An 18,382-nucleotide genomic window follows, 5' to 3' on the forward strand; every position below is an offset into this window, starting at 1 on the left:
GACGGGAATGTCGTGGTTGCCGCGACGGGCTCGGTTGCGGGTGCGACTGGCGTATCCCTGACGGCAACGACGGGCAGCCTGACGCAGGCCTCTGGTTCGCTGATCGATGGTGGCACGGGCAGCGTGACCTTGTCGGCGGGTACGGATGCCACGATCGGTCACGTGAAGACGGGTGGCACGGGCGATCTCGGCATCTTCAGCCGAACTGGCAACATTGTCCTTGAGGATGATCTCGATACGGCTGACGGCAACATCAACATTCTGGCGCAGCATGATATCTCGATTGGCGCAGCATCGGATATCACGGCAGCCGGCATCGGGGATGTCATCATTGACAGCCTTGATGGAAGTGTGACGCAGATGATGGGGGGATGGATTGACGGCGGGCTTGGCAGGGTGCGCATTCATGGCGCGCGCAACGTCACGCTGCGCAAGGTCCGCTCGCAAAACCCGTCGCCGCTGCGCATCATTGCGACGGCCGGCAATACGATTGATGATGGTGGGGATGGCAATCGCAGCATGCTCGAAACCGGCATGCGCAATTCCGGCACAACCAGTCCGTCCGTTCCGGAAGTGCCGGATTCAAGCCTTTACATGGCAGCTCTACTTGCCCTGCGCAATGATCAGCAGGCTGTCGTGAACTGGATGTATGGCAGCAACGCCATTGCGGTCGACCGCATCGACGGCGGGACAATTGTTCTGGGCCTCCAGAACTGACGATCAAGGGAGGGGCAATGGTCACGGAAGCCGAACCTTGCCCTTTCACAGAAATGGCCTTTGTGCCACAGCCAACATGAAGTTGATTCCAAGAAGTGAGGATGTCGTGTCCAAGAATGCATTCCGTTTGAAGTCCCTGACCACTGCCTTTGCTGTCTCCGTGACACTGGGTGTTGCCATACCGTTGATGGCGCATGCTGCCGGCACGGGTGATAAACCGAAGGCAGCCGATACTGCGGCACCCGCCGCGGCATCCCAGGCGGCTGCGCCGACCTCCACGCCCTCCCAGCCCGCCGATGCGGCCCAGAAGGGCAAGGACGGGGCTGCGCCGGGCACGGTGCAGAGCGGTCCGAAGGTGACCGTTCAGCAGCATGGCGACTGGCTGCTGGAGTGCTATGACCCGGCCATCAACAACGTGAACTGCCAGATCAAGCAGCGCATCGCCCAGAAGGACACCGACCGCAACATCCTGGTGATGAGCATTGCCTTCGATCCGAAGGCCAAGAGCAATGTCATCCAGTATGTGCTGCCGCTGGACTTCCTGCTGACCCCCGGCGTTTCCGTCGAAGTGGGCAGCTACCAGAGCACCGCTGGCGTCAACCGTTGCTCCGTCCAGGGCTGCTTTGTCGAGGGAACGACCGATGACGCCTTCATCAAGGCGCTGCAGGGCTCCAAGGATGGTGGTCGCGTTGTCATCGTTTCGCGCACGGGCCAAAAGGTGGGCATCGGCTTTTCGGCTGCGGGCTTCTCCAAGGCCTATGACGAGATGGTCAAGGAAAATACACGGATGAGTGCCCAGTCGAAGGGCTGATCCCAAGAGCGTGTGGTCACCATGCCACCTGTCTCGCGGCATGCAGTACAGGGGAGGCTGCTCGGCCTCTCCCAGTCCCTCGGCAATGGCTTCAGTCTGCTGGCGCGGTCCGGTGGACAGTATATGCCGGACAAGCGGCTGCCGTCAGGTGAGCTCTGGTGCCTGGGCGGATCGAATACGCTACCGGCTACGAGATGTCGTCAATCTCGAGTGACAGCGGTCTCTATTGTACCGCTCAACTCCGCCCCCGAGGCGGGGAACGCCAGTATGCAGCGGCATTGGCAATGCTGTTCTCCTCTGGATTGCGCATTTTTCTCGACGCCGGTGTTGCCTTCAATGATTATGTCAAAGGTCAGCCGCTGATGACGTATGAGGATGGCGGTTTTGGCCTTGATTTTGAGAGTGGCGGGTATCTGAGTGGCGAGCTCTCCGTTGCCTGGCCAATCGATCCGAACTCGAACACGCAGGCTGTGGATGGTCCCAGGTTCCTTTTTTTCGGTGACGTCGACCTTTTGAGATTTTCCCACGCCAACCAGCATCGGTTGCAATGTCCGATGATCAACATGCGTTTCGTCCCCGCGTGGAGAACACCAGATTATCTTGCCGGAATTGTTGTGGATGTCGAGAGAGTGGTGTTGTGTTCGGATTCGGGTGTTGAATTGTTGTTTTTCTTTAGGGTGATAAAATGAATTATTGAGATGGATTATTTTAATTGTCGCTATGTGAAAAATGAATGCGACAATGTATGATTTTTATATATTAAATAACTGAAATAAAATAATCCGTTTTATCCTATATTTCGCAATTTGATTTGCAAAAAGTATTCAAATTTTACGGAAAAACATCGACATTTTCCATTTATGTATTAATTCTATGCGTTGATGGCGCTGTGGGTGCGGATAGTTGTCGGGAGCTTCCGGGCAGATCGTTCGGTCGGGCGATCAGCTGCAATTTCAGCGGGTTTCCATCATTGGACTTGCATGCCATGCGACCACAAGGGGGCGAGAGGTTGCGCGTACTGGATAATCCGCTGACGGCGTTCAATCTGAGGGTCTTGTGTACACTGATCGAGGAGGGCAATGTCACCAATGCCGCACGCAGACTGAACCTCTCCCAGCCTGCGACGAGCCTGATCCTCAAGCAGTTGCGTGACATTTTCCGGGATGAGCTTCTGGTGCGCAGTGGTGGTCGCATGGTGCCGACAGATCATGCGCAGGCCCTTTATCGCACCGCGCAGCATGTTCTGTCCGAACTCAACGAACTGATCCTGCGGCCGGAGGAGTTCGAGCCGCAGACCCTCGACCAGACCATGACGATCGGAGTTGCCGAGACGGTGTCCCCCGGCCTGCTCGGGACTGTGTTGCGGCAGGCCTCATTGCAGGCGCCGGCCGCACGGTTCGTGCTGCAGCGATTGCCCGCGGATTTCGATCTCGAGGGGGCGATGGCCAATGGTGCGGTTGATGTGGCGATCGGTCACTGGCTGCAGATGCCGGTGGGGCTGAAGCGAACCATTCTCGCGGAAGAGGAGGTGGTCTGGCTTGTGGACTGCAATCATCGGTTTGCGCACAGTTCGCCCAGCCTTGAGGATCTGTCCGGGGCGCGTCATTTGATGGCGCCCGGTGGCTCGGCCTGGCTGCCGAGTGTTCTGGAAACTGCGGCAGGCCTCCAGCGCACGGCCCGTGACCAGCGGATCGTGCTCTGCGACTATCTGATGGCACCTCATCTTCTGCCGGGCACCGACCTCGTGCTGACGGCGGGATATGGTTTTGCCACCCACCATGCCGGTCTGCTGCCGCTCAGCGTGATCAAATGCCCCTTTCCCTATCCGCGCAGTCAGCTGACGATGGCCTGGCACGAGCGCACGGATCATTCCCTGGCGCAAAAATGGGTGAGAGGGCTTCTCTCGGCCATGCCGCTTTACGGAGTGGCACCCGGTTCGGAACAGATGCGGGCAACGGCTTGACCCGCTGTCTTGCCACGTGCAAGGTCGCGGATGTCCGGTTTCCCTTTCGTGTGACGGGACCCGTCGCAGGATCAACGTGTCGGGCGACCTTACTTCTATCGGAGCAGGCATGACGCAACGTTGCGAACGGATGGTCATTGACGGCGCGCTGGACAGTGCTGCCCTGTTGCCCTGGGTCGAGCGTCATGCCCGTAAGCTCGGCCTTGAGCAGACTGTCCGTCAGGCCGATGCCACGCGTCTGATCCTCGAACTCACCGGTCCGGAAGAACTGATCGACGCCATGGAAATCGGCTGCCTGCTGGGGCCTATCGATGTCTGGGTTGACGCGATCGAGCGCTCTGTCAAACATGGCTGACAGCTTCCGTTGATCCACGGAAGCATCGTCCTGCCTCCGGATGAAGGCAGGGGCATGGTCGGCTTGCGGCTTACCCGATGACGTCAAGGCGCTGGTAATTCTGATCCCGCGGACGCGCAAATGTCAGCAGGACCCGCCGTCCTTCGATCCGTTCCAGAGGATAGGAATAGGACGTGCCCAGAGCTGCGAGGAATGCGTCGATTTTTTCCGCGGGCACGCAGATATGGTCGCAAGGGTAGTGGGTCATGATCCGGAAGAGGATGTAGTCCAAGCCAAGAATGTGCTCGATGAGCTCCTTCGAACTGGTGCCCAGCGACTGCAGATGCTGCTCCTCGATTTCGATGAACATGAAGGGCCTGTCGCGGGCAATCAGGTTTGCGCCGCCCTTCAGGGCTTTCAGTTCCGAACCCTGGATGTCCATCTTGATGAAACCGATCGGTGGCAGTGACAGGTCGTCCAGCCGCTTGCTGATGGTAAGGTCCCCGGCGGAGCGGCGGGCGCTGACGCGCAAGGCACCATTGTTGATGCTATCGCCCGCGTAGCTGAAGGCTTCCATGGTCAGAACCTGCAGGTCGCCGTCGGATATGGCGAAGCGATAGGGGTGAACATTGCCGCAGCCGTTCAGCAACAGATTGTTCTGCAACAGCGAAAATGTGAGGGATTGCGGTTCGAACGAAAAGACCTGGCCGCCGGGCACAAGCTTTGCCATCAGCACGGAGTGGCTGCCAAGGTTGGCGCCGAGATCGAGGACATTCCAGTCCGGTTCGATCAGCACCCGGGCGAGATCACGGAAATGCGCCTCGTTGATGCCCTTTTCCCCTATGGACTGGAACAGGTAGTCGTTGCGCAGCCCGGTAAACGAACCAAACTCATTGGTGACCGCTGAAATATCCGGAAGCGGTGCACCCATTCCGGAAATCATCTGGAACAAGGATTTCGGCCGTGTCGCCGAGAGGCCTTTGGCCAGAAGCGTCAACTGTGTAAGCGTTTTTCCACTGAGGTATGCCATGCACGTTCCTCCCAGACATCATTGCTTAAACGGCGGCGCCGTTCAACCTGACAGTGTTTCTGGAAGCTATCACACGGCGGTTGGTGATGGTAGAGATCAGCCTACCATCACAACCAGAATCATTCCCACTCGATCGTGCCGGGCGGCTTGGAGGTGATGTCGTAGGTCACGCGGTTGATGCCTTCGACCTCGTTGATGATGCGGGTTGCCGTTTCGCCGAGGAATTCGTGGGTGAAGGGATAATAATCCGCAGTCATGCCATCGACGGAGGTGACGGCGCGCAGCGCGCAGGCGTAGTCGTAGGTGCGGCCATCGCCCATCACGCCGACAGTGCGCACGGGAAGGATTGCCACGAAGGCCTGCCAGATCTCGTCATAGAGACCATGCTTGCGGATCTGGTCGATATAGACCGCATCCGCCTTGCGCAGGATTTCCAGCTTGGCGCGGGTGATCTCGCCGGGGCAGCGGATGGCAAGGCCGGGGCCGGGGAAGGGGTGACGGCCGATGAACTTGTCCGGCAGGCCGAGTTCGCGACCCAGCGCGCGCACCTCATCCTTGAACAGTTCGCGCAAGGGTTCGACCAGCTTCAGACCCATCTTTTCCGGCAGGCCGCCGACATTGTGATGGCTTTTGATGGTGACGGAGGGGCCGCCCGAGAAGGAGACGCTTTCGATCACGTCCGGATAGAGCGTGCCCTGCGCCAGGAATTCGGCGCCGTCGATCGTGTTGGCGTGCTTCTGGAACACGTCGATGAAGAGCCTGCCGATCGTCTTGCGCTTGACTTCGGGGTCGGTCACGCCTTCCAGCTCGCCCAGGAACAGGTCCTGCTCGTCCGCATGGATCAGCGGGATGTTGTAATGGTCGCGGAACATGGTGACGACCTCTTCGGCCTCACCCTGGCGCAGCAACCCGTGGTCCACGAAGACGCAGGTCAGCTGTTCGCCGATCGCCTCATGGATGAGGACCGCAGCCACCGAGCTGTCGACACCGCCGGAGAGGCCGCAGATCACCTTCTTGTCGCCGACCTGGGCGCGGATCTTGGCGATCGCCTCGGCGCGGTAGGCGCCCATGGTCCAGTCGCCCTTGAAGCCGGCCAGTCGCACGAAGTTTTCGTAGAGCGTCTTGCCGTTCGGCGTATGGTGTACTTCCGGGTGGAACTGCACCGCGTAGAAATGCCGCTTGGGGTCAGCAGTGATCGCAAACGGCGCATTCGGCGATGTGCCGTATACCTCGAAGCCCGGCGCGATGCGGCTGACATGGTCGCCATGGCTCATCCAGACCTGCTCGCGGCCTTCCGCGAACCAGCCGGACAGGAAAGGATCGGTCCGGTCCGCCGGCGTCACATAGGCGCGGCCGAATTCCGCCGTGCCGCCGCCGCCGGAAATCTTGCCGCCTTCCACCTGACCGCCGAGATCCTGCATCATCACCTGCTGGCCGTAGCAGATGCCGAGCACTGGAATACCCAACGAATAGACAGACTGCGGCGGACGGGGAGAGCCTTCGCGCGTCACCGAATCCGGTCCGCCGGAGAAGATCACGGCCTTCGGCCTGAAGGCGGCGAGGAAGGCATCCGTGACGTTCTGGTAGGGGTGGATTTCGCAGTAGACGCTCAATTCGCGCAGGCGGCGCGCAATCAGCTGCGTGACCTGTGAGCCGAAATCGATGATGAGGAGGCGGTCGTGATGGGGTGTCTGGGTCATGGCGAGCCTTTAATGAAGAACGGCCATTTTTGCAACTCTCTCAGAGCCGCAAATCGCCGCTGTGCAGGGCATCCGTCAGCCGATCGACGGCTGTCGCCAGCTTCTCGTCGATCACATGCAGATATTCGGTCCAGTCGCCCACATGCCGCAGGTCCGCCTTGCCGTCGGAAATGCCGCGCAGGCCGATCAGCGGTATGCCGAACATCTGGGCGGCGCGGTAAACGGCGAAGGTCTCCATGTCGACCATCTCGGCCTCGATCGCGTCATAGGCGGCGCCGGAAACGATGTTGCCGCCGGTCGAGAGCGATGCGGCGGCAAGGCCCGGAATGCGGTGGGGAAGCGCAATGGTTGCCGGCAGGTCGAGAAAGGGCGTGCGGCCCTTCTCGAAGCCGAGCGGCGAGGCGTCGATGTCGCGCCAGGCAAGCGAGGCGGCCTGATAGACCTCCGTCTGTTCGAGCTGGCGCGAGCCGGCCGAGCCCAGGCAGACGATCAGATCCGGCAGGCGATCCTCCGCCTCCAGCACGCTCAGTGCGCGCGTGACAGTGATCGCTGCCTCGATGGGGCCGACGCCGGTCATCAGCGGGCGAAAGCGCGCCTTCAGATGCGGTCCATATTCGGCCTCGACCGCCATCACGAAGAGGATGGCGGTGCTGCCGACCTGCCTGATGTCGAAATTCATCCGATAAATTCCTGTCTGCCGCGGATCACCATCATGCTGCCGCTCATCGAGGCGATCAGCTTGGCCGGGCCGTCGCCGAGCGCATAGGCGCGCCCGTCGGCGACGATGATGGTGGAGCCTGGCTTGGTGATTTCGCCGCGGAACAGGAAACGCTCCCCGCGCCCCGGCGACATGAGGTTGACCTTGAATTCGATGGTGAGGATGGAGGCCTCCGGCGCAATCACCGTATAGGCCGCATAGCCGCAGGCGGTGTCGAGTCCGGCCGCGATCACGCCTGCGTGCAGGATGCCGTGCTGCTGGGTCAGCTTCACGTCGAAGGGCATCTCGATCTCGACCATGGCCTGCTCGACGCGGGTCAGTTCCGCGCTAAGCGTGCGCATGGCCTGCTGCCGCTCGAAACTCTGCCGCACCCGGTCGCGGAAATCCACGTCTTCGCCCTCGTTCATCGCCCCATCCTTTCGCGGCTGCGAAACTGGCATGGCCGGGCAGAGCCCGCAAGCCGGCAGCGTTCCTTGCGGTTAATTCAGCAGGAAGAGCGAGAGGTTCAGCAGCGTGGCAAAGCCGACCCACAGCGCGTAGGGCACGAAGAGCAGCGCACTGACGCGGTCTGCCGTCCAGCTCATGCGGATGAAGGCGAGGATGGCAAGCAGCAGCGGTACGATGACGACAAGGCCGAGCAGCATGCTCTGCGCGCCGAAAAAGGCGGGCGTCCAGAGAAAGTTGAGCGCCATCTGGCCGAACCACAGCTGCGTGCGGCCGGAAGCCGGCGCCGAAAGCCAGGCGCGGGCACCCGCAACCCCGATCAGCACGTAGAGCGCCGTCCAGACCGGCCCGAAGATCCAGTTCGGCGGGTTGAAGGGCGGCTTTGCAAGGGACTGGTACCATGTGCCCGGCACGTTGGAGACGCCGATCAGCGCCCCGAGGCCGACAACCAGGAGAATGAAGAGCAGATGGATGAGGATCTTTTTCATGCGCCGCAGGCTACAGCATCCCGGCACGGATCGAAACCCGGCAGGTCTTCACACTGCACGCGTTGCCGGGGCAGCGTCCCATCGGCTCAGGCAAGGCGCACCAGATGCTGGTCCCAGGCAAGGCGCGAGCGGGTGCCGGCAAGCGTCCCGTCATAGGAGGTGACGGCAATGCCATCCGGGGCGGCGGAAACGCCCGCGGCATCCGGCACCGTCTCTTCGGCGAGCACCGCGCCGGTATCGGCATTGAGGATCACGGCGGTGCCGCCCTTTGGCGAGGTGAGCCCCACCAGACGATCCCGGCGATTGATGGCGATCGCGCCGACATAATTGGCAAGCCGCACCGTCGTCTCCTCCGGCAGCGACAGGAAGCGCAGGTCCTCGCCCGGCGCGAAACTGCCGGCAAGCGGCGGCAGATCCTGGCGCGGCCCCTCATACTGGCAGGCAAACCAGATGCGGCCATTGGCATCGATGTCGAGATGGCGGGTGGAGAGCTGGCTGAGATTGTCCGGCAGGGTGTGGCGCTGCACCACGCTGCCCGTCTTCGCATCGAGAAGCACCAGCGAGGGCTGCATATGGTCGAGGTTCAGCTTGGTGCGGCCGAAATCCGGATGCGTCTCGATGCCGCCATTGGCGATGACCAGAAACCGCCCGTCATCGGAAACGGTCATGTCATGCGTACCGATGCCCTGCGCCTCGAACTCGCCGATGCGGCGAAAGCCGTCCGTGGCGTCATAGAGGCCGATCATGCCACGATTGCCGTCGAAATCGTTCTCGCTGGCATAGAGCAGGCGGCCGTCCGGTGAAAAGTGTCCGTGGCCGTAGTAGTGACGGCCCTCCGGCGTATGGATCACCACGGGTTCCTGCCGGCCTGCCGGGTCGAAGATCATCGCAAAGGTGCCGGGACGGCGGGCAAAGGCAACGCCGCGGCCGCTGACCGGGCAATAGGCCAGGCCATGCGCGCGGGCCGGCAGCAGGATGCGGTCGATCACCTCGCCGCGGATGCTGGCGGTTGCGATCCCATAGGTGCCGTCAGGCGCGCGGAAACCGGAGGCATAGACGGCCTCGCTGCGTTCCAGCGCATAAAGCTTCTGCGGCGAAAGCGCGGCGACGAAGCCGATGCCGGCAGCCCGTAGGAACTGGCGTCTGTCGATTGCGCCGGTGCGGACCATGTCAGTCGCCATCCGCGAAGGAGAAGCCGGCGCCAAGGCCGAGGCCGCCGCCGAGATTGTCGCTGAGGCGCAGGATCAGGTCGCGGCTGTTGAGCAACAGGAAATCCAGCTTCTGACGTTCCTTCGGATCGCTGACGGCCACCTCGACATCGGCATTCACTCCGCCGCCGACGCGCACCAGCTGCTTCAGCACGAAATCGATGGAACTGACCACCGAGCGCTGGTCCTCGTTCAGGAGATCGCGGAAACCGGATGTGTCGAGCAGGCTGCGGATGCCTTGCAGATTGGCGACCAGCATCGGGAAGGTAAGCCCCGAGCGCCAGAACAGCGCCTGTTTCGGAAAGGTATTGTTGGACTCGCCCTTGTAGAAGCTTTCGATGCGCTGGTCGCGCACCGCTTCCGCCGCATGGACGAGAATGCCGAGCGCTTCGGTGATGGCTTCGTTTCCGGTGCGGAAGGTGGCGCTGTCGGGACCCGGGTTTTTCCAGTCCTTCTGCACGCCGGCGGGATCGTCCCAGACCGCTACCAGTTCGTTTGCCACCCGCTCCACGCTGCCGGCCACCGCCAGACCGTAGCGGCAGCGGAAGCTGTTGCGCTCGCCGGTCAGCACCTCGGCACCAGCGCCGTAGAGGACGAATTCCAGTGCGCCGAGCCCCTGCATCGCGACACTCTTGTCGCGCAGTCCCTCCGGCGAGGTGGCGCTCTCGTCCGGCTGGGCCAGCAGCGCCTGCACCTGGCGAAGGCCCGTGCCCTTGCGGTCCGGGTAGAAGAGGATGCGTTCGAAGCGGTTCTTGTCGAGCACGGGGCCGACACGGACGATCTCGATGGTGCCCCAGGCGGTGGCGGCGGCGGCAAAGGCCTTGCGCGCGCTTGCCTGCGTTTCCACGGAAGGGGTGGCGCAGAGATTGGCCATGGCGGTGGTGAGTTCGCCGCTCTTGCCGGCAAAGCCGCGATAGCCGGGGCGGATGAAGCCATCGACCACGCGGTCCATCAGATGGCGGGCGCTCTCCTGGGTCAGAACCGGCGGAGGCGAGGGATTGGCATCCTGCGCAAGGCCGGGCATTGCCGACAGGAGGGCAAGCGTAAGGGCGGCAATCCATCTCGACATCAGAGCGACTCCAGAAAGGCGATCAAGCGATCCCGGTCCTGCCGGGCAAGGGCGGCAAAGGCATTGCGGGCTTTCGTTCCCTCTCCGCCGTGCCACAGAATGGCTTCGGTGAGGGTGCGGGCGCGCCCGTCATGCAGGAAGAAGCCGGGGCCATTCACGGTCCCCGTCAGGCCTATACCCCAGAGCGGCGGCGTCCGCCACTGCCGCCCGCTTGCAACGCCGACAGGCTGGTTATCGGCGAGGCCGTCGCCCATGTCGTGCAGCAGGAAGTCGGAATAGGGCCAGATCAGCTGGAAGGCCTGGGCCGGATGTTCGGCATCGCGGCGGGTGACGAATTTCGGCACATGACAATCGGCGCAGCCGATGCGGTAGAACAACTGCTTGCCGGCAAGCACATCCGGCCGGTCCACATTGCGGCGCGTCGGCACGGCAAGGTTTTTCGAATAGAAGGTGACGAGATCGAGAACCGGATCCGGCGCTTCGGTGGCGCCGAGCCGCGGCTGCTCGCCGGTCGGCAGCGCCCGGCAGGCGGTTTCGTGCGGAGTGCAATCGCCATAGGGGTCCGGCCGGTCCGGCGTCGAAAGCCCCATGTCGCCGGAAAAGGCGGCGGCGGACTGGTCGCGCACGCTGGCATTCTGCGCCTTCCAGCCGAAACGGCCGAGCACGAGCGCGCCCGTCCGGTGATCGCGGGTGATGGCGGCCTTGCCGGCAATGCCGTCGCCATCGCGGTCCTCGGGATCGGCATGGGCGAGGATGTCTTCGGCCGGAATGGCCTCGATCAGCCCCATGCCGATCATCGGCGGGGCGATGCGCGGCGACAGCGTGGTGGCCGGATCGAGCGGGCCGTAGGCGAGCTTGGAGACCGAATAGGTCGGCTTGCGCAGCGCAATCACCGTGCCGTCGGCAAGCGTGACCGGAACCTCCTCGTAGGCGATCTCCATCTCGCCTTCTGCGGCAAGCCCGGGCACCGCCAGATCCTGCAGCTGCTCGCCATAGGTCGGGTCCGGCAGGGTGAGGATCGCGTGGCGGGCCACGAGCGCCTTCTCCTCGTCCGTCTGTGGCGGGCGGGCCAGACGCAGGAACATCGAGGTGCGGTCCGCATCCCCTTCCGGCGGATGGCCGCGACCGTCGCGGATATGGCAGCTGAGGCACGAGCGGGCATTGTAGAGCGGCCCCAGCCCGTCGGAGGCCTGGGTGGAGGAGGGGGCGGCGACCCACAGCTTCGAAAACAGCGCATTGCCAAGCTTGAACCGTTCCTGCTCGGCAAAGCTGATATTGGGCGAAAAATGCGAAAAGGCATCGGCATCGGGGCGCGCAACCGAGGTGGCGGCACCGCCGGGCATGGCCTCGAAGGGTTCGGCCCGGGAAAAATCGCCGGTGGGCCGTGTGACGGTCCTCACGCGCTCTGCGTCGCCGGCCGTCAGATCCTGCCGCGCGGCGGGCAGGCCGGGCAAGAGATCGGAACCGCCGAGCACCAGGGCCGGCAGCAGAAAAAGGGCGCCGGCCAGGGCCGACAGGGCAACAATCAGGAACCGGCGCGTCTGCATAGGTCTGTCCAGGCCGCCCGAGGGCGGGCGGCCTGCCCCCGTCATGATTACTTGAAGACGGCGTTCGGGTTGTCGAGGCTGGCCGAGCCTTCGAGCTTGACGGTGCCGAGATCAAGCGCCGCGATGATGCGCTCGACGGTCTTTGTCTGGTCGATCAGGCCGTCGATGGCGGTCTGCACAACGGCATTGCCCGCTGCATTGCCCTCACCGATCATCTGGTCATAGGCTTCGACGGTGCGGCCGCGCTCGGCCATGGCGTTCATGGCGGCCAGCGTCTTGTCGAGCTTGGCGGTCATTTCCGCGTCGAGGGCCGGGTCCTTGGCCTTCACCAGTTCCGAGAGCGACGGGCCGGTCATCTTGGTGCCGTCGACGCGGGTGTAGGTGCCGTTATAGGCGGAGGCGATGCCGATCGCATCGTTGAGATGCGAATTGTAGGTGTTGTCGGAGAAGCAATCCTGCTCCTCTTCCGGATCGTGCAGCAGCAGGCCGAGCTTCATGCGCTCGCCGGCCAGTTCGCCGTAGGAGAGCGAACCCATGCCGGTCAGGATGGCGGTGATGCCGGCCTTCGGATCGGCGGTCACGGTCTGCGTGGCTTCGCCATCCGGCGCCCAGGCAGTCACCATCTCCTGCAGGTCGTTGACCAGCAGGGTGGAGGCGGCCTTCAGATAATCGGCGCGGCGGTCGCAATTGCCATGCGTGCAATTGGCCTTGTCGTAATCGGTTGCGGGACGCTCGCCGGCGCCCGGGCCGGTGCCGTGCAGATCCTGCCCCCAGAGCAGGAACTCGATGGCGTGATAGCCGGTGGCGACATTGGCCTCCACTTCGCCGGCCTGATGCAGGCTTTCGAGCAGGTCCGGGGTGATCTTGGTCGCGTCGATCTCCTCGCCGTTCACCGTCAGCTTCGGATGGGCGATGATGTTGGCCGTGTAGTAGGCGTTGGAATCGCTTTCGGTGCCGTAGGAGGCATCGACATAGTCGATCAGGCCCTCATCGAGCGGCCAGGAATTGACCTTGCCTTCCCAGGCATCGACGACCGGATTGCCGAAGCGATAGACTTCCGACTGCAGATAGGGCACGCGGGCGGCGATCCAGGCCTGACGGGCCGCCTTCAGCGTTTCGTCGGAGGGCTTGGCAATCAGCGCGTCGATGGCCTTGTCGAGCGTCTTGGCCGTATTCAGCGCGTCCTCGTACTTGGCATGGGCGAGATCGGCGTAATGCGCCAGAACCGCAGCCGGTTCGGCAGCGCCCGCCGGGGTGACGACAAAGGCGGCGGAGGCCGCCAGCAGGCCGAAGCCCGCTTTGAGGATCGTTGTGCGGATCATGGTCCCTCCTGCATCGGCTGATCACGGGTCCGTGTCATCGCGCAAATAAAAACCTGTGTCAAACAATCTAGATTAGAATTGACGCGGTTCCTGCTTCCGGCTTGATGTTTGTCACCTTTGGGCCGCCGTCAGGCCCGGCGTTCCAGCCGGCAGAAGAAGAAGCCATCGGTGCCGGTGCGGGCCGGCGTCAGAGTCAGGCCCTTGCCGTCGCCGCTGTAGGGCTTCGGCGCGCCGGCAAACAGCCTGTCCCAGGCGTCAAGCGAGGTCGTCGCGGCAAAATCCGGATGTTCGGCGGTGAAGCGGGCGATCTGCCGGTCGTTCTCCTCCGGCAGCACGGAACAGGTGACATAGACCAGCGTGCCGCCCGGCCGTACATAGGCGGCGGCAGAGGACAGAGCATCGCGCTGCTGCTCCAGCCTTTCCTCGATGTTGCGGAGAGTGAGCTTCCACTTGGTGTCCGGCCGGCGACGCCAGGTGCCGGTGCCGGTGCAGGGGGCATCCACCAGCACCGTATCCAGCTTGCCTTCCAGTGCCTTCAGGCCACGCACGTCGTCATGCACCTGCACATTGCGGGTGCCGGCGCGGCGCAGGCGCTCGATGATCGGGGCGAGCCGCTTGCGGTCCGCGTCATAGGCATGCACCTGGCCCCTGTTGTTCATCGCCGCCGCCATGGCCAGCGTCTTGCCGCCGCCGCCAGCGCAGTAATCCAGCACCTGCTGGCCTTCCTGCGGCAGCACCAGATCGGCAACGATCTGCGAGCCCTCGTCCTGCACCTCGAACCAGCCTTTCTGGAAGGAAAGTTCTGCCGTGACGTTGGGCAGGCGTGCCGCGCCATCGCCGGCGGGAATGCGGATGCCGTTGCGGGCAATGCGGGTGGGGGTGGCGCCGGCGCGCTCCAGCGCCTTCACGACCTTGTCACGGCCGGCCTTCAGCGTATTGGCGCGCAGATCGAGCGTCGGGCGCTCGGCCATGGCGCGGGCTTCAAAGAGCCAGTCGTCGCCGAAGGCGGACTGGAATGAGGGCACCAGCCAGTCCGGAATGTCGCCCTGCACATGCGGTTCGGCCTCGGCCAGATCCCGCGTCGAAAGACCGGAAAGATCGGGTGCGGCCGGCGCGAATTTGTCATCCGCCAGCTCGGCGGCCAGCGTGTCGGGCGTAAAACCCCACTGGCGCAGCAGAACCGCATAGATGAGAGCCGTCTCGCTGTCGTCCTGCATCAGATAGGCATGCGAGAGGCGCATGCGCAGTGCGTCATAGACGAGATTGCCGATCGCGGAGCGATCGCCGGAGCCGGCGAAACGATGCGCCAGACCCCAATCCTTGAGCGCATCGGCCACGGGACGCTTGCGCGCCTCGATATCGGCCAAAACCTCGATGGCTGCCGCCATTCGCCCGCCCAGTCGCATGATCGCTCTCCTTGTGTCAGAGGGCGTGTAGCCGCGATCCGCCGCAAGGGCAAGTCCGGGGCCAGAGCCGGGTGACGGGGTTAAGGCGCGGGGTCTCAGCCGACCACCTCGTAACAGACCTGTGCCGTGCCGGCGGCGACCATGCCGATATTCTGGGCGGCAGCCTTGGAGAGATCCAGCACGCGACCCTTGATGAAGGGACCGCGATCATTGACCCGCACGATGACACTCTTGCCGTTGCGCTTGTTGGTGACCTTCAGCTTGGTGCCGAAGCCGAGCGACTTGTGAGCGGCTGTGAGCTGCGACGCGCTCATCTTCTCGCCCGACGCCGTCCGGGATCCGAGGGCATACCATGAGGCGTGGCCACAACCTGCTGCTGCATGGGCTGGAGCGGACGCCAGAAGTGACATGGATGCGATGGCGGCCGCGGCGAAGCTCGTGCGTTTTGTCAGTCTCAAACCGGATTATCCCCTGCAAAGAGTGCTGAAATTTGCGTGGGGCAGGCTTAGGCAGGGTCAAAAAAGGCGAAAACGTGGGGTTTGTTATCACGCAATGTTAACGAGCGTAACATTCGTGAACGCAAGCCGGCTAAACATCGCTGGCGATGGAGCTGGAAAAAACAGTGCCTTTTCAGGCAATAAGCGGAAAAGTGTTCCTGCCTCATCGCCACATGACTCGCGGTCACGAAAATCGGCGAAATTTTTTTGTCGTCCGAAGGAGGTTTCCGCCTTAATCGGACAAATTTTGTGGCACGCTGCCGCCAAGGTTAAGAAAGAATGACCAGAAAGAGGGCGTCAGTAGGAATTTTCACCTTTTCGGCGGGTGTTTCAATCCGGGATTCAGGCCCTTGCAGATCAGGGCTTCCAGCGACCACTGGTCCAGAGATCGGCCAGCGAGATCCGGTAATCCGGAAAGCGGAACGAAAATCCAAGGTTGCAGATCTTCGCATTGGAGACCCGCTTGTTCTCCCCGTAGAAGGAGCGCGCCATGGGGCTGAGTTCGGCCGTCTCGAAGGCCTGTTCCGGTGGTGGCTCCACGCCCATCAGGCGCGCGGCCTCCGTCACCACGTCCTGCGGCGGGGCAGGCTCGTCATCGGTAACATTGAAGAGGCCGCCGAGATGACGCTCCGCGAGGAACAGCGTCGCGCGGCCGATATCCTCCACCCGAATCCGGTTGAACACCTGACCGGGTTTTACCAGCCGGCGGGCCGTGCCTTGGGCGAGATTGACGAAGCCGTTGCGGCCGGGTCCATAGATGCCGGACAGCCGCAGCACGGCGACCGGCACGCCGGCGCGGGCGCCCGCCTCCAGCCAGCCCTGTTCGGCCGCCACGCGCTCCACGGAGCGCTGCGATACCGGGCGGCATTCGGTCTCTTCCGTCACCCAGGCGCCGCCGTGATCGCCATAGACGCCGACGGTCGACAGATAGGTGGTCCATTGCAGGCGCGGAAAGTGATGCGCGAGATCGCCTTCCGTCAGTTGTAGCAGCGGATCGCCGGCGGCGCCCGGCGCGATCGACTGGACGAGATGGGTCGTCTGCGCCATCGCATCCCGCAGCGGCGCCGAGAGTGTTGCTCCGTCAAACAGGAAGGGTTCGATGCCGACAGCCGAGAGCGCGGCGCATTTTTCCATGCTGCGGCTGGTGCCGGAGACGTGCATGCCGGCGGCAAGGGCCTCCCCTGCAATCGCCTGGCCCGAATAGCCCGCGCCGAAAATCATCATCCGCATGTCTGCACTCCCGCATTCTGCCATTCCGTCTCGACCTCAGCGCTGGCCTCGCTGCGCGGCTCGGCCTTCAGCGTCTCGAAGGCGTCTGCCGGCATCAGGCGCGACAGCGCCCACACCGCCATCGCCCGCACGATGTCCGAGCCGTCGGTAAGAAGACGCAGGCAGGGCGCGATCAGATCAGCGCGGCCGGAATTTCCGGCGGCGATCAGGACATTGCGCACGAAGCGGTCGCGGCCGATGCGTTTCACCGGCGAGCCGCTGAACAGGGCCCGGAAGGCCGCATCGTCCAGCGTCAGCAGCGCGGCGATCTCCGGTTCCTTCAGGTCCTCGCGGGCCCGGAACTTCATCTCCGAGGCGCTTGCCGCGAACTTGTTCCAGGGACAGGCCGCCAGACAGTCGTCGCAGCCATAGATGCGGTTGCCGATCAGCGGCCGCAGGTCCGGATCGATCGGGCCCTTGTGCTCGATCGTGAGATAGGAAATGCAGCGGCGCGCATCGATCTGGTAGGGGGCGGGAAAGGCCGCGGTCGGGCAGGCATCGAGGCAGGCCCGGCATGAGCCGCAGTGATCGCGCTCGGCCGCGTCGATCTCCAGATCCGCCGTGGTGAACAGGCTGCCGAGAAACAGCCAGGAGCCATGGCTGCGCGAGACGAGATTGGTGTGCTTGCCCTGCCAGCCGAGGCCGGCGGCGGCGGCGAGCGGCTTTTCCATCACCGGAGCGGTGTCGACGAAGACCTTTACATCCTCGCCGGCGCGCGCTGCAAAACGGGTGGCGATCTCCTTGAGCCGGCCCTTGATGACATCGTGATAGTCGCGATTGCGGGCATAGACGGAAATGGCGGCGCGATCCGGCCTGTCGAGGATGCCGCGCGGGTCCTCATCCGGGCCGTAGTTCAGCCCGAACATCACGATGGAGCGCACCGCGCCCCACAGCACCTTCGGATCGGCGCGCCGTTCGCGGGTCTCCTCCATCCAGGCCATGGTGCCGTGACGTCCGGCGGCGAGAAAGGCATCGAGCCTCGCTTTGGCGTCCGGAATGGCATCGGGGCGGGTGATGCGACAGAGATCGAAGCCCTGGGCGGCTGCCTCGGCATGCAGGAAGCCGGTCAGCTTGCGCCGGCGTTCCGCCGCCTTCTGCGCCTCGGCAGCGGATGGCCTGTCCTGATCAGAAGTCGAGGTCCGCATAATGAGATACCGGCGTGATGCCGCGGATGCGTTCCGCCAGCAGGGGGCGGAAGGAGGGCCGCGATTTCAGCCTTTGATACCATTCCTTGGCGATCGGAGTCTCCTGCCAATCGATCTCGCCGAGATAATCGAGGACGGAGATCGAGGCGGCGGCGGCAAGATCGGCATAGCTCAGCCGTTCGCCCGCAAGCCAGGTGCGCGAGCCTGCGAGCCAGGCGAGATACTTCATGTGCTGGCGGATATTGGTGCGCGCCGTGCGCAGCACCTTGGAATCCGGCGCGCCGCCGCCCTGGGCCGGCGTCATCTGCAGCTTGTAGACCCGCTCGCGGGTCAGCGGCCGGGTCACGTCCTGCTCCATCTTCTGCAGGAACCACTCGGTCAGCCGGCGGATCTCGGCCCGCTGGAACGGATCTTCGGCGAGAAGCCGCCGGTCCCGCTTCAGCACGCCATGCGTCTCGTCGAGAAATTCCAGGAGAACGGTCGGCCCGCACAGCACGCGCATACTGTCATCGACATAGACCGGCAGGCTGGCCGCAGGGTTGAGGGCCAGGAATTCCCTGCGCTTTTCCCAGGGCTGTTCTTCGACCAGATCCGTCTGAAAGCCATATTCCGCCAGGATAAGGCGCACGAAACGCGAGGCCGAAGACATCGGGTGATGATAGAGGGTGGGCATGGACACGTGAACTTTATGCTAATTCGACAGGGAGAATGGCT

19 protein-coding genes are annotated in these 18,382 nt (G+C 63.3%); 5 read left to right on the forward strand and 14 right to left on the reverse strand.

The window, feature by feature from the left end; translation table 11 throughout:
- The 5 genes from F3H95_RS27240 to F3H95_RS21975 all read left to right on the forward strand — a co-directional run.
- On the forward strand, positions 1–717 hold a 717-nt coding region (locus tag F3H95_RS27240), incomplete at its 5' end, for a hypothetical protein (protein WP_210248579.1).
- A 106-nt stretch (positions 718–823) separates the two neighbouring features.
- Entirely contained in the window at positions 824–1,528 is a 705-nt protein-coding gene (locus tag F3H95_RS21960; protein ID WP_188134453.1) for an invasion associated locus B family protein, read from the forward strand.
- A 158-nt stretch (positions 1,529–1,686) separates the two neighbouring features.
- Entirely contained in the window at positions 1,687–2,217 is a 531-nt protein-coding gene (locus tag F3H95_RS21965; RefSeq protein WP_149747570.1) for a hypothetical protein, read from the forward strand.
- 320 nt (positions 2,218–2,537) lie between these two features.
- On the forward strand, positions 2,538–3,491 hold the full coding sequence (locus tag F3H95_RS21970) for a LysR family transcriptional regulator (RefSeq protein ID WP_188134454.1): 954 nt from the start codon (positions 2,538–2,540) through the stop codon (positions 3,489–3,491).
- A gap of 109 nt (positions 3,492–3,600) precedes the next feature.
- Positions 3,601–3,846 carry an acylphosphatase gene (locus F3H95_RS21975; RefSeq protein WP_149747572.1) on the forward strand — a complete coding sequence of 82 codons (246 nt, stop codon included), beginning with the start codon at positions 3,601–3,603 and terminating at the stop codon, positions 3,844–3,846.
- Positions 3,847–3,916: 70 nt separating this feature from the next.
- On the opposite strand, the gene F3H95_RS21980 is transcribed toward F3H95_RS21975, so the two are convergent.
- From F3H95_RS21980 to F3H95_RS22045, 14 genes are all read right to left on the reverse strand, one after another.
- Entirely contained in the window at positions 3,917–4,855 is a 939-nt protein-coding gene (locus tag F3H95_RS21980; protein ID WP_149747573.1) for an FkbM family methyltransferase, read from the reverse strand.
- 119 nt (positions 4,856–4,974) lie between these two features.
- The gene (gene guaA, locus F3H95_RS21985; RefSeq protein ID WP_149747574.1) at positions 4,975–6,555 is read right to left on the reverse strand and encodes a glutamine-hydrolyzing GMP synthase; all 1,581 of its coding nucleotides are present in this window, start codon (positions 6,553–6,555) and stop codon (positions 4,975–4,977) included.
- Positions 6,556–6,595: 40 nt separating this feature from the next.
- Entirely contained in the window at positions 6,596–7,234 is a 639-nt protein-coding gene (locus tag F3H95_RS21990) for a 5'-methylthioadenosine/S-adenosylhomocysteine nucleosidase (protein ID WP_143125865.1), read from the reverse strand.
- Positions 7,231–7,680 carry a PaaI family thioesterase gene (locus tag F3H95_RS21995; RefSeq protein WP_149747575.1) on the reverse strand — a complete coding sequence of 150 codons (450 nt, stop codon included), beginning with the start codon at positions 7,678–7,680 and terminating at the stop codon, positions 7,231–7,233. Before F3H95_RS21995 ends, F3H95_RS21990 begins: the two co-directional genes overlap by 4 nt.
- Positions 7,681–7,752: 72 nt before the next feature.
- Positions 7,753–8,205 (reverse strand): TspO/MBR family protein, encoded by a 453-nt coding sequence (locus F3H95_RS22000; RefSeq protein ID WP_149747576.1) that lies wholly within the window; start codon positions 8,203–8,205, stop codon positions 7,753–7,755.
- An 86-nt stretch (positions 8,206–8,291) separates the two neighbouring features.
- Positions 8,292–9,374 carry a DUF1513 domain-containing protein gene (locus F3H95_RS22005; protein ID WP_143125862.1) on the reverse strand — a complete coding sequence of 361 codons (1,083 nt, stop codon included), beginning with the start codon at positions 9,372–9,374 and terminating at the stop codon, positions 8,292–8,294.
- Position 9,375: 1 nt separating this feature from the next.
- Positions 9,376–10,482: an imelysin family protein gene (locus F3H95_RS22010; protein WP_149747577.1), complete on the reverse strand. Its 1,107-nt coding sequence runs from the start codon at positions 10,480–10,482 to the stop codon at positions 9,376–9,378.
- Positions 10,482–12,029 (reverse strand): di-heme oxidoredictase family protein, encoded by a 1,548-nt coding sequence (locus F3H95_RS22015; RefSeq protein WP_149747578.1) that lies wholly within the window; start codon positions 12,027–12,029, stop codon positions 10,482–10,484. Before F3H95_RS22015 ends, F3H95_RS22010 begins: the two co-directional genes overlap by 1 nt.
- Before the next feature lie 47 nt (positions 12,030–12,076).
- Complete coding sequence (locus F3H95_RS22020) at positions 12,077–13,351, reverse strand: imelysin family protein (RefSeq protein WP_143125859.1); 1,275 nt, start codon at positions 13,349–13,351, stop codon at positions 12,077–12,079.
- 128 nt (positions 13,352–13,479) lie between these two features.
- Positions 13,480–14,757 (reverse strand): RsmB/NOP family class I SAM-dependent RNA methyltransferase, encoded by a 1,278-nt coding sequence (locus F3H95_RS22025; RefSeq protein ID WP_149747579.1) that lies wholly within the window; start codon positions 14,755–14,757, stop codon positions 13,480–13,482.
- Between the two features lie 95 nt (positions 14,758–14,852).
- A complete protein-coding gene (locus F3H95_RS22030; RefSeq protein WP_143125857.1) occupies positions 14,853–15,215 on the reverse strand; it encodes a septal ring lytic transglycosylase RlpA family protein in 363 nt (120 codons plus the stop codon).
- Between the two features lie 396 nt (positions 15,216–15,611).
- Entirely contained in the window at positions 15,612–16,484 is an 873-nt protein-coding gene (locus tag F3H95_RS22035; protein ID WP_149747580.1) for an SDR family oxidoreductase, read from the reverse strand.
- Positions 16,475–17,668, reverse strand: a complete 1,194-nt coding sequence (gene queG / locus F3H95_RS22040) for a tRNA epoxyqueuosine(34) reductase QueG (RefSeq protein WP_149747581.1) — start codon at positions 17,666–17,668, stop codon at positions 16,475–16,477. Before queG ends, F3H95_RS22035 begins: the two co-directional genes overlap by 10 nt.
- Positions 17,649–18,341: a glutathione S-transferase family protein gene (locus tag F3H95_RS22045; RefSeq protein WP_143125874.1), complete on the reverse strand. Its 693-nt coding sequence runs from the start codon at positions 18,339–18,341 to the stop codon at positions 17,649–17,651. Before F3H95_RS22045 ends, queG begins: the two co-directional genes overlap by 20 nt.
- Positions 18,342–18,382: the final 41 nt, after the last annotated feature.

The organism is Rhizobium sp. RU35A (assembly GCF_900156005.1).
Classification (GTDB): Bacteria; Pseudomonadota; Alphaproteobacteria; order Rhizobiales; family Rhizobiaceae; genus Neorhizobium; species Neorhizobium straminoryzae.

Excerpts from the sequence above, each read along its gene's own strand:
- F3H95_RS22045 (WP_143125874.1), bottom strand. The coding sequence starts at position 18,341 with ATGCCCACCCTCTATCATCACCCGATGTCTTCGGCCTCGCGTTTCGTG.
- F3H95_RS21975 (WP_149747572.1), top strand. The coding sequence starts at position 3,601 with ATGACGCAACGTTGCGAACGGATGGTCATTGACGGCGCGCTGGACAGT.
- F3H95_RS22005 (WP_143125862.1), bottom strand. The coding sequence starts at position 9,374 with ATGGTCCGCACCGGCGCAATCGACAGACGCCAGTTCCTACGGGCTGCC.
- F3H95_RS21995 (WP_149747575.1), bottom strand. The coding sequence starts at position 7,680 with ATGAACGAGGGCGAAGACGTGGATTTCCGCGACCGGGTGCGGCAGAGT.
- queG (WP_149747581.1), bottom strand. The coding sequence starts at position 17,668 with ATGCGGACCTCGACTTCTGATCAGGACAGGCCATCCGCTGCCGAGGCG.
- F3H95_RS21990 (WP_143125865.1), bottom strand. The coding sequence starts at position 7,234 with ATGAATTTCGACATCAGGCAGGTCGGCAGCACCGCCATCCTCTTCGTG.
- F3H95_RS22000 (WP_149747576.1), bottom strand. The coding sequence starts at position 8,205 with ATGAAAAAGATCCTCATCCATCTGCTCTTCATTCTCCTGGTTGTCGGC.
- F3H95_RS22010 (WP_149747577.1), bottom strand. The coding sequence starts at position 10,482 with ATGTCGAGATGGATTGCCGCCCTTACGCTTGCCCTCCTGTCGGCAATG.
- guaA (WP_149747574.1), bottom strand. The coding sequence starts at position 6,555 with ATGACCCAGACACCCCATCACGACCGCCTCCTCATCATCGATTTCGGC.
- F3H95_RS21980 (WP_149747573.1), bottom strand. The coding sequence starts at position 4,855 with ATGGCATACCTCAGTGGAAAAACGCTTACACAGTTGACGCTTCTGGCC.
- F3H95_RS22015 (WP_149747578.1), bottom strand. The coding sequence starts at position 12,029 with ATGCAGACGCGCCGGTTCCTGATTGTTGCCCTGTCGGCCCTGGCCGGC.
- F3H95_RS22035 (WP_149747580.1), bottom strand. The coding sequence starts at position 16,484 with ATGCGGATGATGATTTTCGGCGCGGGCTATTCGGGCCAGGCGATTGCA.
- F3H95_RS22025 (WP_149747579.1), bottom strand. The coding sequence starts at position 14,757 with ATGCGACTGGGCGGGCGAATGGCGGCAGCCATCGAGGTTTTGGCCGAT.
- F3H95_RS22020 (WP_143125859.1), bottom strand. The coding sequence starts at position 13,351 with ATGATCCGCACAACGATCCTCAAAGCGGGCTTCGGCCTGCTGGCGGCC.